This is a genomic window from Stenotrophomonas sp. GW821-FHT09E08 (assembly GCF_059416125.1).
Window position 1 is genome coordinate 1 of record NZ_JBWKOO010000010.1, and the last position, 16742, is coordinate 16742.

The window sequence follows — 16742 nt, forward strand, 5'->3', positions numbered from 1 at the left end:
ATGCTGGTGATCCTCAACGCCCGCAAAAGGGATGCGGAGGCCCAGATGGCCCCCGCCTGACAAGACAGTTGCTACAGGTTGCTAGCGCGCCAACCAGCGGTGCGCCATGCGCTGCATGGATTCATCCGATTCCGGATCGACCGCGACCTCATCGACCGGCCGCCAGGCCAGGTCGAGTGACTCCTCGCTGAGCACGAAGACCTCGCCACCCAGCGCCCGGATCACGAAACGCACGTCGTAGTGCCAGTGCCCTGGCACGTCCTTGCGCTCCGGAATCCAATGCTTGTCGATATCGAAGATGGCCGGGTCTTCCAGCACCAGGCCGCTCAGGCCCGACTCCTCCTCGGCTTCCTTCAGCGCCACCTGAGCCAGGTCGCGGTCGCCGTCGGCGTGGCCGCCCAACTGCAGCCAGCGCTGCAGCTTGCGGTGGTGGGTCAGCAGCAGGCGCTGGCCATCGGCACTGACCAGCCAGCAGCTGGCGGTGAAGTGGCCAGCCAGCCGTTCACGACGGAACGGATCTTCCGGATCGTCCAACAATGTGCCGAATTCGGCAGCCAGTGCGTCGTGGGCGGGCTCGCGGCGGGCATAGTCCCGCAGCAGGCCACGCAGGCGATCGTCAAGCACGGCAAGGGTTTCGGCGGTCTGGCTCATGAATGGGCGGCGTTTGGAAAAATACTGCTCATTATCGCCGTTCATTGTTGCGATTGCGCTTGTGCGTTGGCTTCAGCTTTGGCTAAGGTACAGCGGGCCGTTCGCGCGGCCTTCACCATTCCAGGGTTGCCGGCAACGTATCGGCGGCCCACCCAATCCGATCACTAGGAAGTACTGCATGCTGAAAGCTCTGTTGAGGGTCAAGCCGGTTGAACCGGCCGGGCACGTCGATGCTGGCGAACCCATCGAAGGCAGCCTGGACGGCGAAGCCACGTTGAAACGGACCCTCACGGCTAAACACCTCATCCTGCTTGGCGTGGGTGCGGTGATCGGCGCAGGCATCTTCGTGCTGACCGGCCAGGCTGCGGCCAACCACGCCGGCCCGGCAGTGATGCTGTCGTTCGTCATCGCCGGTTTCGCGTGCGCCCTGGCGGGCCTGTGCTACGCCGAGTTCGCAGCGATGATGCCGGTCTCCGGCAGTGCCTACTCCTATTCCTATGCCACCCTCGGCGAAGGCATGGCCTGGTTCATCGGCTGGTGCCTGGTGCTGGAGTACCTGTTCGCCTCGGCCTCGGTCGCGGTGGGCTGGTCGGCGTACCTGATCAGCTTCATCACCACCACGTTGCACATGCCGTTCCCGGATGCGCTCAGCGCAGCTCCCATTGCCTGGACCGGCAGCGAGTTCATCGCCTCGGGCAAGCTGTTCAACCTGCCGGCGGTGCTGATCGTCGCGGCGGTGTCCGGCCTGCTGTACGTGGGCGTGACCCAGTCGGCCTTCGTCAACGCGATCATCGTGGCGATCAAGGTCACCGTCATCTGCCTGTTCATCGGCATCGGCGCGGCCCACATCGATCCGGCCAACTGGCAACCGTTCATCCCGGAAAACACCGGCGTGGCGGGTGAGTTCGGCTGGAGCGGCGTGTTCCGTGCGGCAACGATCGTGTTCTTCGCCTACATCGGCTTCGATGCGGTCTCCACCGCCGCCGGCGAAACCAAGGACCCGCAGCGCAACATGCCGATCGGCCTGCTCGGCTCGCTGGCGGTATGCACCATTGTCTACATCATCGTCTGCGCGGTACTGACCGGCATGATGCCGTACCACCTGCTGGGCACCGACAAGCCGGTAGCCACCGCGCTGGAGCCCTACCCGACCCTGGCCTGGCTGAAGACGCTGGTCGAGATCGGTGCCATCGCCGGCCTGTCCTCGGTGGTGCTGGTGATGATGATGGGCCAGACCCGCATCGCCTACACCATCTCCCGCGACGGCCTGCTGCCGAAGTTCTTCGGCAAGGTACATGCCCGCTTCCGCACCCCGTACGTCGCCACCATCGTGGTCGGCGTGATCGCCGCCGCACTGGCCGGCCTGGTGCCGCTGAACGTGCTGGGCGAACTGGTGTCGATGGGTACCCTGCTAGCCTTCGCCACGGTCTGCATCGGCGTGCTGGTGCTGCGCTATTCCAAGCCGGACCTGCACCGCCCGTTCCGCGTGCCGGCGGTGTGGATCATCTGCCCGCTCGGCGCGGCCACTTGCCTGTTCCTGTTCTGGCAGGCCTTCGTGGTGCATTGGCACCTGTTCGTTGGCTGGACCCTGCTCGGCCTGCTGATCTACCTGGGCTACGGCATCCGCAACAGCAAGCTGGCCAAGTCCTCCTGATCCGCCTACGGGCCGGCCCTGCGCCGGCCCGTCCGTTTTCCCCGCGCGCCCGTTGCGGTGCGCTTCGACAAGACCACCACACATGTTCAAGCAACTGTGGGCCACCAAGCACCCGCATGCCGCCCATGAAGACGCCAACGGCCTGAGCCTGCGCCGCCACCTCGGCCCGTGGGGCCTGACCGCCCTCGGCATCGGCGCGGTGATCGGCGGCGGCATTTTCGTCATCACCGGCCAGGCCGCCGCCAACCACGCCGGCCCGGCCATCATGCTGTCCTTCGTACTGGCGGCGATCTGCTGCGCCTTCTGCGCGCTGGCCTATGCCGAATTCGCCTCGATGGTGCCCGTCTCCGGCAGCGCCTACACCTATACCTACGCCACCTTCGGCGAACTCTCTGCCTGGTTCATCGGCTGGATGCTGGTGCTCGAATACGGCGTCTCCGCCTCGGCGGTCGCGGTCAGCTGGACCGGCTACTTCCTCAGCCTGCTCAGCCAGTTCGACATCCATCTACCGGCGGCGCTGGTCAGCGCGCCACTCGACGCGCAGCTGCGCCCGACCGGCGCGATCGCCAACCTGCCCGCCGCCGCACTGGTGCTGCTGCTGACCTGGCTGTGCTACGTCGGCATCAGCAAGTCCTCGGCGATGAACATGGCGATGGTCGTGCTCAAGACCGGCCTGATCGTGCTGGTCATCGTGGTGGGCTGGAAGTACGTGGACACCAGCAACTGGACCCCGTTCATCCCCGCCAACGAAGGCCCCGGCAAGTACGGCATGGAAGGCGTGCTGCGTGGTGCGGCGATGGTGTTCTTCGCCTACATCGGTTTCGAGGCGGTATCGGTGGCGGCGCAGGAGTCGAAGAACCCGCAGCGCGACATGCCGTTCGGCATGATGCTGTCGCTGGTGATCTGCACCGTGCTGTACATCGCGATGGCCGCAGTGATGACCGGCCTGGTGCCGTTCCAGCTGCTGGGCACCGACGAGCCGGTGGTGACCGCGGTGGCCGCGCATCCGCAGCTGGGCTGGTTGCGCTGGGTGGTCGAGGTAGGCGCCCTGGTGGGCCTGTCCTCGGTGGTGCTGGTGATGATCATCGGCCAGCCGCGCATCTTCATGATCATGGGCCGCGACGGCCTGCTGCCGCCGGTGTTCACCAAGATCCACCCGAAGTACCGCACCCCGCACATCAACACCGTGATCACCGGCATCGGCATCGCCCTGCTGGCGGCGCTGTTCCCGCTGGACATCCTCGGTGAACTGACCTCGATGGGCACGCTGATCGCGTTCGCGGCGGTCTGCGCGGGCGTGCTGATCCTGCGCCGCACCCAGCCGGACCTGCCACGTCCGTTCCGCATGCCGATGGCGTGGCTGATCTGCAGCCTGGGCGTGCTGAGTTGTCTTGCCCTGCTGTCGGCGATGACGATGCACAACTGGATGCTGATGGGCGTGTGGACGTTCGTCGGCTTCGTGATCTATTTCTGCTACGGCTTCAGGCACAGCCGTCTGCGGGGTAAGTGAGGGGATTGCAGGGCCTGCGGCCCTGCACCCGCCCGGAGCAACGGCAACAGCTGGGCTAAGGGTTTGGCGGGGAGGCATGGGTTCGCGGGGGACGCCGTGAATCCGTCCATGGAGGCTTAGCCGCGCCATCCATGGCGCGGATACCCCCGCGAACCCATGCCTCCCCGCCCATGACAGTCTCCCGGCGCATCCGGTGGATCCACGCCATGCGTGGATGAAGCGTTCCGGGAAACGAATGTATCGGAACGAATCTGTTGTAGAGCGGAGCCATGCGCCGCTCCGAGCAAGCGCAGCGAAGCGACCCGCTTTTCGCTTTTCCTTCTTCACTCCGTGGCTGGCCGCACGCCGGAACCTGTCAGAGGCGGGGCGGGTGGGCCGTGCAGGGGCGTTGGCGCCATGGATGGCGCCATCGAGCTTACAGGGACGTACTTGCAGCGTCCCCTGCACGGCCCACCCGCCCCCCCCCCCCCCCCCCCCCCCCCCCCCCCCGCCCCGCCCATGAACCGCTCTACACGACCCGCCACGAGGGGCTCAGCCGTTGGCCGAATCCAGTAAAATCGCCCCCATGAACGCCCCCACCTTCCCCTACGACACCGCGCGCCTGAGCGAACTGGCCCAGCTGCTGATCGACAACGTCCGCGAACTGGCCCACGCCGGCTGGACCCCGGCCACCAGCAGCAACTTCTCCCACCGCCTGGACGACCGCCACGCCGCGATCACCGTCTCCGGCAAGGACAAGGGTCGCCTGATCGAGGACGACATCATGGTAGTGGACTTCGACGGCCAGGCCGTCGGCCGTCCGCTGCGCCCGTCTGCCGAAACGCTGCTGCACACCCAGCTGTATCGTCGCTTTCCCGAGATCGGCTGCGTACTGCACACCCACTCGCCGGTGCAGACCATCGCCTCGCGCCTGTACGCGCCGCAGGGCCACATCCGGGTCGAAGGCTACGAGCTGCTGAAGGCCTTCGCCGGCAACAGCACCCATGAGATGGCCATCGATATTCCGGTGTTCGCCAACACCCAGGACATGAACGTGCTTTCGAAGCAGGTCGATGACCTGCTCGACCGGCAGAACCTGTGGGGGTACCTGATCGACGGCCACGGCCTGTATGCCTGGGGCCGCGACATGGCCGAAGCGCGCCGGCACATGGAAGCCTTCGAGTTCCTGCTGCATTGCGAGCTGGAGCTGCGCAAGCTGCGCGGCTGAACCCGCGCGCAGGTGCAGATGCCGATCCGGAATCTGCACCTCGTGCCCACCCTGCTACCCTGTCTTCCCCCCGAGACGTTCAAGCTGCCGCCATGAGCCGACTGCGCATCTACGACGACACCCGCCCCGAATCGCCGCTGCTGGACACCCAGGACGGCGCGGTCATCGCTGCCGAACTGCAGAAGATCGGCGTCACCTTCGAACGCTGGCAGGCCACCGCGCCGGTCGCGCCGGGCGCCAGCCAGGATGAGGTGTTCGCCGCTTACCGCGCCGACATCGATCGACTGGTCGCCGAGCGTGGCTTCAAGAGCGTGGACGTGGCCTCGATCGCCCCGGACAACCCGAACCGCGCCGAGCTGCGCAAGAAGTTCCTCGACGAACACTTCCACAAGGAAGACGAGGTGCGCTTCTTCGTCGCAGGCTCCGGCCTGTTCACCCTGCACGTGGGCGACAAGGTCTACGAGATCGAGTGCGTGAAGGACGACCTGATCGCCGTACCCGATGGCACCACCCACTGGTTCGACATGGGCGATGAGCCGAGCTTCGTGGCGATCCGCTTCTTCACCGAGCCGGATGGCTGGGTCGGTCACTTCACCGGAACCGACATCGCGCAGAAATTCCCCCGTTACATTCCGACCCAGGCGTCCTGATCCATGCAGCCCCGCGTCATCCTGACCGATATCGAAGGCACCACCAGCAGCATCTCGTTCGTCAAGAACGTGCTGTTCCCCTATGCCCGCAAGGCCTTGCCCGCGTTCGTCGCCGAGCACGGCCAGCAGCCGGAGGTGCGCCGCTGGCTGGATGCGGTGGCTACCGAGATCGGCGGTGCCTGCCAGGACAGTCTGGTAGCCGAGACGCTGCAGGGCTGGATCGACCAGGATCGCAAGCACACCGCACTGAAGGCGCTGCAGGGCCTGATCTGGAACGAAGGCTACCGCCGCGGCGACTACACCGCGCACTTCTACCCGGAAGTGGCGCCGGTGCTGAAGGGCTGGCACGCCTCCGGCCTGCCGCTGTATGTGTATTCCTCCGGCTCGGTGCCGGCGCAGAAGCTGTTCTTCGGCTTCAGCGATGCCGGTGACCTCAGCCCGCTGGTGTCGGGCTGGTTCGACACCGAAATCGGCGGCAAGCGTGAGGCCGACAGCTACCGCCGCATCGTGCAGGCCATTGGCGTGCCGGCCGGCGAGATCCTGTTCCTGTCAGATGTGGTCGAGGAACTGGACGCCGCCCGAGACGCCGGCCTGCAGACCCGCCTGATCGATCGCCTGGATGACTACCCGCTGCCGCGCACCGGCCAGGCCGCCAACGGCCACGAGCGCGTCGAGAATTTCCAGCAGATACAGCTGTAAGCAGGAAGGTGTGCGGACCAACGGTCCGCACCTACCCGACTCCGCTTCTGGTAGATGCCAACCTTCGTTGGCATGCTTCGGGTGTGCCAACCAAGGTTGGCACCTACCAAAGCGGAATACCCCTCAACGGTCGTTGAGGGTCTTCACCTTCAGCGCTTCGCGCAGGGCAGCCAGGTCCACCGGGCCGCGAACCGCAATGTCGCGGGTTTCGCCGGGCAGCAGGTCGAGCAGGTTGTCTTCCACCTGCACGTCCAATGCACCAAAGTCGATCCACGCCGAACGCACGTAGGCCGCGCTTTCCAATCGCAGACGATAGTGGTCGCCTTCAATGGACAGGCTGGCCTTGAGCTTCTGCCGCGGCAGGATCTGGTCCTTGGCTTCGACGAATCCGACCACCTGGCGGGCACTCACCGCCCCGTTCTGCAGCAGCTCGAACACCGCCACGGTGCGCTTGGGGTCGGCACCGGCCAACAATTCGGCATCGCGGAAATCACCGATCGAGGTGACACCGGCAGCGGCCAGCGTCACCGCTTCCCCGCGACGACGCAGCACCTGGCCGTCAACATCCATCACCCGCAACCGCCAGCGCGCATCCAGCGCGGCCTCGTCATTGAGCAGGCGCACCCGCGTACTGCCCTCATCACGCAATGCCGCCAGCGTGACCGGCGCGAAGAAGCGCCGCGCGGCGAAGTGCAGCGCCTTCCAGCGACCGAAGTAGTCCACGCTGGACCATGAAGCACCTGGCCAGACGTCGTTGAGCTGCCAGTACAGCGAGCCCATCGTGTACGGCCGCGAGGCGCGATGGTGCAGCGCCGCCAGCGCGATGCCATCGGCCTGCATCACCTGGCTCAGGTAGACGAAGTCCTCGAAGTCTTTCGGCGTGCCATAGCCCAATTCAATGTAGTGCAGCAAGCGGCTGTTGCCCTCGCCCGCCATGAACTTCTGGTGCGCGCGGATCACCGGGCTGTCGATGCGCTGCTCGGCGCGGGTGGCGATCTGGTCCACCGTCGCCACCGACGGCCATGCCTGCAGTCCATATTCGGACATGAAGCGCGGGGTCTCACGCAGGTAGGCCTGCACCGGCAGTGCCGGATTGCCCCAGACCTGCCAGTAGTGCTTGTCGCCTCGGGTGGAATCGTTCGCCTTTTCATCCAGGTCGTTACTGGGCGAGCTGGACCAATACGGCACGCCCAGCCCTTCCTCACCCACTACCTGGCGCAGATCATTGCCGAACAGGTCGAGATAGCCCTGCCAGACCTTCGCCGCAAATGCCGGGTCGGCCGCCTTCAGGTCGCGGCCGTGGCCCCAGTCCTTCCAGGCGGTTTCTTCCTCGTTGTTGCCACACCACAGCACGATGCTGGGGTGATGGCGCAGCCGGCGCACGTTGTCGCGCGCCTCGGCCACCACGCTGGCACGGAAGGCCGGATCGTAGCCCGGCTGCATGCCGCCGCCGAACATGAAGTCCTGCCAGACCAGCAGGCCCAGCTCATCGGCGATGTCGAAGAATGCATCTTCCTCGTAGTAGCCGCCGCCCCAGTTGCGCAGCATGTTCATGTTGGCGTCGCGCGCGGCGGTCAGCACCTGGCGCAGTCGTGCGGCATCGACACGTGCGGGGAAGGCATCGAACGGAATCACGTTGGCGCCCTTGGCGAAGATGGGCGCGCCATTGATGACGAAAGCGAAGCCCTGCCCGCCCTTGCCGTCTTCCTCGCGGCGCAGTTCAACCGTGCGCAGGCCGATGCGCTGCTCGCGCGCCAGTGTTGCATCGGCGCCACCGTCCAGGCGAGCCTGCACCGTATAGCGGTCCTGCGCACCATGGCCCACCGGCCACCAGCGTCGCGGCGTGGCCAGCTCAACCGGCAGCTCAACCGTGTTCTGGCCGGGCTTCAGCAGCACCGTGCGTTGCACCTGGGCCACGCTGCGTCCCTGCGGATCGCGCACATCGACATTGACCACCGCAGAACCGGCAGCGCTGCCCTGCTCCACCTGCAGCAGCACCGCCAGCTTCGCCTGCTCCGCGCTCAATGCATCGGTACGCACCGCCAGATCGGTCAGGCGGTGCGCGTCCCAGGCCTGCAGTTCGACCCCGCGCCAGACGCCGGCGGTGACATAGCGCGGGCCCCAGTCCCAGCCGAAGTGATAGGCCGGCTTGCGCGCGAAGTTGCCGACCATCGCGTCTTTGGGCTCATCACCATAGGGTGAAGGATAGTTACCAGCAATCTTGTGCGGCATCGCCCGCACACCCGGCAGCAGGGTGCGGATCGGTGAACGGAATACGATCTGCAGTTCATTGTCCTTGGCGCGCAGGCGTCCCTCCACGCGCGCTCGCCAGGTACGGTGCGCATTGTCCGCGCGCAGCAGCGGCTTGCCGTTGAGCCTGACTTCGGCATAGGTGTCCAGCCCATCGAAGCGCAGCTCGGCATTGGGCTTGGCCAGCGTCGCCGCGTCCACGTCGAAGCGGGCGCGGTATTCCCAATCGGCCAGGCCGATCCATTGCAGCTCGGCCTCGGGTGCACCGACGTACGGATCGCGGATCAGCCCATGCGCCAGCAGGTCGGTGTGCACGCTGCCCGGCACCTTCGCGGCCCGCCATTGCTGCAGGCCCGGGTGGGCTGCACCCTGGGCGTCGCCGGGCAGCATGCGGAATTCCCACTGCGCCTGCAGCGGGGCTGCAGCCAACGGGAAGGAAATGGCTGCAATCAGCAGCAGGAGCAGACGGACAACGAGGGAAATGCGATGCACGTGATGCTCCTGTTTTCCGCCGGGCGCGGCCCGGCGCTACCGATTCCGATTCATCATGCGTACGGCGCTACGCGCCTCAACGCACGACGTTCAACACTTCGTAGCACGCACCCATGGTGTGGTAATCCACCTTGCCGGCCGGACTCTTCTCGTCGCTGTACTTGCGGTTGTCGGCATCGAGGATGCGGAACCAGGCGCCGTACTGGTGATCGACGAAGTGCTCCCAGGAGTACGCCCAGATGCGCTCGTACCACTGCCAGTAGCGATCATCACCGGTACGCTTGGCCATCAGCGCGGCGGTCGCCAGCGTCTCGGCCTGCACCCAGAAGTACTTGTCGTCGTCGCAGACGAAGCTGTCGCCGCCGATCGGCGCGCCATCCATGCCGGGCTGGCGGCGCGATTCGGGAGCGAAGCCGTAGTACAGGCCGCCCCGGGCGTCGTCCCAGCTGCGTGCGACGGCGACGTCGAACAGGTGCTGCGCGGTCGGCACCAGCCAGTCGGCCTGCACGTGACGATCGAGGATCAGCAGCAGCTTGGCCCACTCGGTCTGATGGCCGGGCTGGAAGCCCCACGGGCGGAACAGGTGCTTGGGGTCGTCCAGGTTGTAGTCCCAGTCGATTTCCCAGTTCACATCGTAATGTTCCCAGACCAGGCCACCGGCCTTGGCGGCCTGGCGGCGGGTCATGTTGTCGGCCAGCTGCAGCGCGCGCTCGACATAGCGCTGCTCGCCACTGGCCTCGAACGCCGCCAGCATCGCCTCGCACATGTGCATGTTGGCATTCTGGCCGCGGTAGCCGGTGAAGTTCCACTGGCCGTCAGCCTCGTCCTTGTACAGGCCGTGCTGCGGCTCCCAGAAGCGCGCTTCCAGCAGCTGCCAGGTCTCGTCCATCCACTCGCGGGCCTGCTCGACACCGGCCTTCAGTGCGCAGCTGTAGGCCAGCAGCACGAAGGCCACGCCGTAGCAGTGGTTCATGTCGTCCTCGACCTTGCCGTCGCGCAGGGTCCAGGCATAGCCGCCGGTGGCCGGGTTGCGGTGCACCTCGCGCAGGTAGCGCACGCCATGCTCGACGGCCTCCCTGTACTCGGCATTGCCGAACTCACGGTAGGCCATCGCGTAGTTGAAGACGAAACGGGTACTGCTCACCAGGTGGCGGTGGCTGGCATCGTAGATGCTGCCGTCATCGCGGAAGTAGTGGAAGAAGCCACCGTTCGGATCGATGCAGCGCGGATGGTAGAACGCCATCGTGTCGGCGATATGCGCGCGCAGGAACGCGGGCGAACGGAAATCGGGCGGGATGTTCATGCAGTAATGTCCTGTGCCTGCAGCAGCTGCTGCACTTCATCGAGCGAGGGCATCGCGGCGAACGCGCCCTTGCGGGTAACCGCCAGCGCACCCACGGCGGCGCCGAAGCGCAGCGTGGCGGCGATCGCGTCCGGGTCCTGGCAGAACGCGGCGAAACCCGCGCCCGCCCCACCGCGCTGCAGCAGGCCGACCAGCACGCCGCCGACGAAGGCATCACCGGCCGCCGTGGTGTCGACCGTAGCTACGCGGAAGCTGGTGACCATGCCGTGGTTGTCACGGGTGTACCAGTGCAGAGTGGCCGCACCATCGGTGACGATCACCCAGCGCGCCTGCGCGGCCAGCAGGCGACGCAGCACCAGCGCCTCGCCGTCATCGCCGAGCGGTGCTGCCAGGTAGTCCAGTTCCTCGCGCGACAGCTTGACCAGGTCGGCACGTTCCAGCGCCTGCCACAGGCGTGGCGTCGGATCCTCGTTCGCCGGCCACAGGGCCGGACGCAGGTTGAGGTCCAGGCTGACCACCGCACCGGCGGCGCGGGCGCGGTCCATCCCGGCGAAGGTCGCTTCGGCGATGGCCGGCTCGGTCAGGCTGTTGGAGCACACGTGGAAGCACTGTGTGCCGTCGAAGCACGCGGCCTGGAAGTCGCTGTCACGGAACAGCAGGTCGGCCGCCGGCGGGCGGTAGAAGCTGAAGCTGCGCTCGCCGCTGGCATCCAGCGCGACGAAGGCCAGCGCGGTCTTGGCCGCGTCGGTGCGCACGATGTAATCCGTGCCCACGCCGTGCTCGACCAGGCTGTCGGCGAGGAAGTCGCCGAACATGTCACGGCCCAGCATGCCGACGAACTGGGTCTTCGCGCCCAGCCGCGCAGCCGCTACCGCGACGTTGGCCGGCGCACCGCCGGCGTACTGCAGGAACGCGCGCGGCGTGTCGGCCGAGGCCGGCGGCTGCGCTAGTAGATCGATCAAAATTTCGCCGAAGCAGACAATGGCACCCATTCCGGACTCAGCCTCCCTGCGTTGCGGAAGCCGGCGTACGCGCGCCGACCAGTCCGTAGAAAATGATGTAGCCGTAGCACAGCAGCGGCAGGATGAAGCTGGCCTGCACGCCGATGTGGTCGGCCAGCACGCCCTGCAGGTACGGCACCACGGCGCCGCCGACGATGGCCATGATCAGCAGGCTGGAACCCTTGTTGGTCAGCGGGCCCAGGCGCTCGATGCTCAGCGCGAAGATGGTCGGGAACATGATCGAGTTGAACAGGCCGATCGCCACCACCGAGTACAGCGCAACGCTGCCGGAGGTCAGCATGGTCGTGGCCAGCAGCGCCACGTTGACCAGCGCGAAGATCGCCAGCAGGCGGCTCGGCGAGAAGCGCGCCAGCAGCGCCGAGCCCGCAAAGCGGCCGATCATCGCCATCGTCCAGTAGGCCGACACGTAGTGGGTGGCTTCCTGCTCGCTGAAGCCGCCGATGCTCGGCATCGACAAGTAGTTGACCAGGAAGCTGCCGATCGACACTTCGGCGCCGACGTAGAAGAAGATGCCCAGCACACCCAGCAACAGGTGGCGCTTGCGCAGCGCATCCAGATAGCTGTGGTGGTGGCCCTGGTCGGCCTGCTCGGTGGCGTCGCTCAGCGCCGGCAGGCGGAACAGGAACACGAACAACGCCAGCAGCACCAGCGCCACTGCCAGACCCACGTACGGGCCCTGCACAGCCTGCGCCTCGGCGGCGCGGTAGGCCAGCTGCTCGGCGGCCGGCAGCGCGCTCAGTTCATCGGCGCTCTTGACTGTGTTGGACAGGATCAGCATGCCGCCGAAGATCGGCGCAATGGCCGTGCCCAGCGAGTTCAGCGCTTGCGCCAGGGTCAGGCGGCTGGAGCTGGTCTGCTCCGGGCCCAGCAGTGCGACGTAGGGATTGGCAGCGACCTGCAGCACGGTAATGCCGGTGGCCAGCACGAACAGCGCGCCCAGGAAGGCGCCGTACACGCGCAGCTCGGCCGCTGGCCAGAAGCCCAGCGCGCCGATACCAGCAATCACCAGGCCGGCCACGATGCCCTTCTTGTAGCCCAGCGCCGCCACCAGGCGACCTGCCGGCAGCGACATCAGGAAATAGGTGCCGAAGAAGGTGAACTGCACCAGCATCGCCTTGGCATAGTTCAGCTCGAACACCGCCTTCAGGTGCGGGATCAGGATGTCATTGAGGCAGGTCAGGAAGCCCCACATGAAGAAGATCGTGGTGACCACGGCCAGCGCCTTGCCGTTGGTGACGGCGGGTGCGTTGCCCGAAGAACCCGATGGACGGGGCGTTGCGGAGATCGGCATGCGGTACGCGCCTCGATGCGCGGAAGGTCGTTGTTGCGTGGAAGGGGTGTATGGAAGGAATCAGTTCGGTCGTGCGGCACTGCTTTCGCGGATGCGCAGCTGCACCGGCGCGACCGTGCGCCGTGGCGGCGCGTCCGGTTCGTCCAGTCGTTGCAGCAGCAGCGCGGCAGCCTGCCGGCCCCGCTCGCGCGGGTCAGCGGTGAGCGTGGTCAACGGCGGCACCGCCACCGACGCTTCGGAAATATCATCGAAACCGGTAACGGCAAAGTCACCGCCCGGACGGATGCCACGCGAATTCAAGCCCAGCATCAAGCCCAGCGCGACGGTGTCGTTGTAGCAGACCGCTGCACTCGGCCGATGGCCGTCGGCAAACAGCTCATCGGTGCGCGCCGCAGCTTCCAGGCGGTTCGGCGCCGACTCGATCATCCAACCCGGCGGCAACGACAGCCCAGCCTCGGCCAGCGCCTGCTGGAAACCGGCGCGGCGCTGATGGCACGAACTGGATGCCGCGTGGCCACCGAAGAAGGCGATCTGGCGATGGCCGCGCTCGATCAAGTGGCGCGTGGCCAGGTAGGCGCCGTGCTGGTTGTCCAGGGTCAGGAAGTCCCAGTCGGCCCCCTCCAGTTCGCGGTTGAACAGCAGCACGTTGGCATTGGCACCCAGCGCCTGGCGCAGCAGCGCGGTGTCACTGCCTTCGGCCGGCGACAGGATCAGGCCGGCCGGGGTGTGTTCCATCAGTGTCGAAAGCACCGCCTGCTGGCGCTCCGGCGATTCACCCGTGCTGCCCAGCAGGGTCACGTAGCCGCGCCCGCCCAGCGCCTCGTCCACGCCCGAAGCGAATTCGGCGAAGAACGGGTTGGACAGATCGTTGATCACCAGCGCGATGCTCGACGAGGTCCGCCGGCGCAGGTTGGCAGCGGCGCGGTTGTAGACATAGCGCTGGCGGCGCAGTTCGGCCTCGACCTTGGCGCGGGTATCAACGTTGACCAGCGGGCTGCCGCGCAGCACCAGCGACACGGTTGCCCGTGACACGCCGATGGCACGCGCGATGTCGGTCACCGTCACCGCCTTGCCGGCGCGCTTGCTGGGACTGCTGCCGTTGTCGTTCATCGTCTTCCCGGACTCCGCTGGATGCTCAAGCCTAATGGATCAGGGCCCTGTCGTGCCGTGCCGTTCGCTGGGTGACCGCGAACGGCACAGTCCGTCTCAGCGCAGCTGGCTGCCCGGTGCCGCGCACCAGGATACCGGCAGGTCCTTCACCGCCGTGCCCCAGCCCTGCTCCGGCGCCTTCGCATCGAGCGCGAACTGCAGGCGCGGGCCCTGCTGCAGGCGGTTCCAGTCCAGCCACACCGGTGCATGCGCCTGGCCATCGACCTGCACGCCCTGCACGTACTGCAGGCGGCGGCCATCGGCGCCCGGCGCATCGATGCGCAGGGTGCGGCCATTGCCCATGTCCACCTCCACCTTGCTGAAGCGCGGCGTGTGCAGCAGGAACTGGCCACTGCCCGGCACCGCCGGGTACACGCCGATGGCACTGAACAGGTACCAGGCCGACATCGTGCCGAGGTCATCGTTACCGGTCACGCCATTCGGTGCATTGGTGAACAGCTGCTGGGCGGCGCGCACCACGGCGGCGGTCTTCCACGGCTGGCCGATCAGCGTGTACAGCCAAGGCGAGTGGAGGTCGGGCTCGTTGTTCGGGTTGTAGCGGAACTGGTTGTAATAGCTGTACGGCCCGACCACCCACTCCTTGCGCGCGGCATTGAGCGGATCGGCCTGCAGCGCGTCCATCGCGAAGAATGCATCGAGGCGGCGGCCGGCCTGTTCGCGGCCGTCCATCGCTTCGACCAGGCCCGGCACGTCCTGCTGCGCCAGCCACTGGTACTGCCATGCCGTGCCTTCATGGAAACCGTGGTGCGAGCGCGGGCTGTAGTGGCCATCGGCCGGCGTGTACCACTGGCCATCTTCGGTACGCGGGCGCGGGAAACCGGTGAAGCCGGTCTCGGCGTCACGCACCTGCGGATCCCACACCTTGCGCCAGTTGCGGCCGCGCTCACGCAACGTCGCCGCGTCCTGCGCATGGCCAAGCCCATCGGCCATCTGCGAAAGCGCGCAGTCGGCCAGCGCATATTCCAACGTGGCCGAGCCGCCGTGGTGCGGATCAACGTCCATGCCCTTGGACGGGAACGCGCGGTCGTAGACCACGTAGCCCTTGTCCAGGTAGGTCGGGTTGCCGGAGCGACCGGCCATGCGCGAGTTCAGCGGCGGCGTACCGAACGCATTGCGACGCAGCGCATCCCACGCCTGCGATTCACGGCCCTTGAGCGCACCGAAGCGCCAAAGATCGACCATGAACGGCGTGACCGGATCGCCGGTCATGATGTTGGTCTCGAAGTTGGCATAGCCCCAGCGCGGCAGCCAGCCACCCTGCTCGTCGATCGCCAGCAGGGTGCGGCCGATGTCCCGCGCCACGTCCGGGCGGGTCAGCGCCAGCCACTGGTTCTGCGCGCGGTAGGTATCCCACAGCGAGAAGTACTCGTAGTAGGTCCAGCCATCGGCACGGTGGATGCCATCGTCATAGCCGCGATAGCGGCCGTCGGCATCATTGCCGGTCATCGGCTGCAGCAGCGCGTGGTAGGCCGCGCTGTAGAACACGGTGCGGTCATCGGCCGTACCGCCCTGCACACGTACCCGCCCCAGCTGCTCACGCCACGACTGCTGGGACAGCGCGCGCATGCGGTCGAAGCCGAGCAGCGCCCCACCCTGCATGCCCTCCGCGCGCAGGTTGGTGCGCGCGCCTTCGGCATCCACGTGCGAGATCGCGCTGACCGCTGTCACCGACTGGCCCTTGCCGAGATCGAAGCTGAGCCAGGCACCGTTCGGCTTCTGCTCGCCTTCCATGCTGTGGCGCGCGCCGGGCAGGCCACCGCCCTCGCCCCAGGTGCCATGCGCCTTGAACGGACGGTCGAACTCGATGCGGAACCAGGTGGTGTACTGGTGCCCGCCACAGAAGCTCTTGGTGACCAGCTTGCCTTCGACCACGCGGTCGCCGACCACGTCGACCACGCTGCCGATCACCGAATGGCGCTCGTTGGCCTGGCCGACGTTGACCAGCACGTGGCCATCGCCACTGCGCTGGCTGAAGGTGTAGCGCTCGGCTGCAGCACGCGTACGTGCAGTCGCCTCCGCATCAATGCCACCGTAGCTGGTCAGCCGCACCTTGTAATAGCCCGCCTGGCCGATCTCGCCGTCATGGGTGTACGACGCGGCGTAGGCTTTATGGTCAAACTTCTTCGCATTGCCAGTATCGAAATCGCCGCCCGGACCGATCGAGCCCGTGACCGGCAGAACCGACACCTGGCCGCCCTGCTCCCAGCAGCCGGCGCCGGAGATGAAGGAGTGGCCGAAACCGCGGATCTTCTCGTCGTCGTAGCGCCAGCCCGAATAGTGGCTGCCGATCGGGCTGACCTGGATCAGGCCGAACGGCGCCGATGCGCCCGGGAACGTGTTGCCATCGTCCTTGCTGCCGATGAAGGTGTTGACCTCGCGCTCCAGCGCAGCCGGCGCCGCCTGCAGCAGCATCGGCGCCGCCGACAGTGCGAGCAGGCAGGCCAGGCGCACCAGCGGGCGCGTGGACAATGGGACGGCGGGAGCGGACGGCACTGGACGCATGTCGGGTTCCTGTAGTCGATGACGCGGAGGCAGACGGCCGGGGCCGTCCGACACCGTTCCGCTGAGCCCTGCCCTGACCTGCAGAGAGCTCCCCCTGGAATGACGCCCGACCCACCAGACCGTGAATTTAGATCGATTCAAGTAGAGCATGCAGGTTCAGCCAAATGCATTCTGCGGCGCAGCATGAGAGAGGGTGTTCGGCAGGGCTGCGCCCTGCACCTGCCGAAGCCGAAGCAACAGCAAAAGCCGGCTGTCCGTGGGATGGCGGGGTGGGTCCGGTTGCAGGGGGCGCCGTAAATACGTCCATGTAGGCTCGGTCGCCGCATCCATGCGGCTGACGC

Annotated in this window: 12 protein-coding genes and 1 pseudogene; 5 read left to right on the top strand and 8 right to left on the bottom strand. The window is 66.7% G+C overall.

Annotated elements, in window-relative coordinates; genetic code table 11:
* Positions 1 to 81: 81 nt before the first annotated feature.
* Positions 82 to 696: an NUDIX hydrolase gene (locus AC07M7_RS13410; RefSeq protein WP_495207609.1), complete on the bottom strand. Its 615-nt coding sequence runs from the start codon at positions 694 to 696 to the stop codon at positions 82 to 84.
* Between the two features lie 133 nt (positions 697 to 829).
* On the opposite strand from AC07M7_RS13410, the gene AC07M7_RS13415 reads away from it, so the two are divergent.
* The 5 genes from AC07M7_RS13415 (at position 830) to mtnC (ending at position 6371) form a co-directional block, all read left to right on the top strand.
* Complete coding sequence (locus tag AC07M7_RS13415; RefSeq protein WP_006363814.1) at positions 830 to 2305, top strand: amino acid permease; 1476 nt, start codon at positions 830 to 832, stop codon at positions 2303 to 2305.
* An 82-nt stretch (positions 2306 to 2387) separates the two neighbouring features.
* Positions 2388 to 3815, top strand: coding sequence for an amino acid permease (locus AC07M7_RS13420; RefSeq protein WP_032128776.1), 1428 nt, complete (start codon positions 2388 to 2390; stop codon positions 3813 to 3815).
* Positions 3816 to 4380: 565 nt separating this feature from the next.
* Positions 4381 to 5022 (top strand): methylthioribulose 1-phosphate dehydratase, encoded by a 642-nt coding sequence (locus tag AC07M7_RS13425; protein ID WP_136640002.1) that lies wholly within the window; start codon positions 4381 to 4383, stop codon positions 5020 to 5022.
* A 92-nt stretch (positions 5023 to 5114) separates the two neighbouring features.
* Positions 5115 to 5672: a 1,2-dihydroxy-3-keto-5-methylthiopentene dioxygenase gene (locus AC07M7_RS13430; RefSeq protein ID WP_049467060.1), complete on the top strand. Its 558-nt coding sequence runs from the start codon at positions 5115 to 5117 to the stop codon at positions 5670 to 5672.
* 3 nt (positions 5673 to 5675) lie between these two features.
* Entirely contained in the window at positions 5676 to 6371 is a 696-nt protein-coding gene (mtnC, locus tag AC07M7_RS13435) for an acireductone synthase (protein WP_253079153.1), read from the top strand.
* Between the two features lie 123 nt (positions 6372 to 6494).
* Here the strand turns inward: mtnC and AC07M7_RS13440 are convergent, their stop codons facing one another.
* From AC07M7_RS13440 to AC07M7_RS13470, 7 genes and pseudogenes are all read right to left on the bottom strand, one after another.
* Complete coding sequence (locus AC07M7_RS13440; protein ID WP_495207610.1) at positions 6495 to 9113, bottom strand: beta-mannosidase; 2619 nt, start codon at positions 9111 to 9113, stop codon at positions 6495 to 6497.
* Positions 9114 to 9189: 76 nt separating this feature from the next.
* Positions 9190 to 10416, bottom strand: coding sequence for an AGE family epimerase/isomerase (locus AC07M7_RS13445; protein ID WP_197619624.1), 1227 nt, complete (start codon positions 10414 to 10416; stop codon positions 9190 to 9192).
* Entirely contained in the window at positions 10413 to 11408 is a 996-nt protein-coding gene (locus tag AC07M7_RS13450) for a carbohydrate kinase family protein (protein WP_337303073.1), read from the bottom strand. Before AC07M7_RS13450 ends, AC07M7_RS13445 begins: the two co-directional genes overlap by 4 nt.
* Before the next feature lie 7 nt (positions 11409 to 11415).
* On the bottom strand, positions 11416 to 12729 hold the full coding sequence (gene fucP / locus AC07M7_RS13455; RefSeq protein WP_100468323.1) for an L-fucose:H+ symporter permease: 1314 nt from the start codon (positions 12727 to 12729) through the stop codon (positions 11416 to 11418).
* A gap of 60 nt (positions 12730 to 12789) precedes the next feature.
* Complete coding sequence (locus AC07M7_RS13460; RefSeq protein ID WP_014037023.1) at positions 12790 to 13839, bottom strand: LacI family DNA-binding transcriptional regulator; 1050 nt, start codon at positions 13837 to 13839, stop codon at positions 12790 to 12792.
* 96 nt (positions 13840 to 13935) lie between these two features.
* Complete coding sequence (locus tag AC07M7_RS13465; RefSeq protein ID WP_253079158.1) at positions 13936 to 16401, bottom strand: GH92 family glycosyl hydrolase; 2466 nt, start codon at positions 16399 to 16401, stop codon at positions 13936 to 13938.
* Positions 16402 to 16557: 156 nt separating this feature from the next.
* Positions 16558 to 16742, bottom strand: a pseudogene (locus AC07M7_RS13470) (hypothetical protein); the annotation flags it as partial.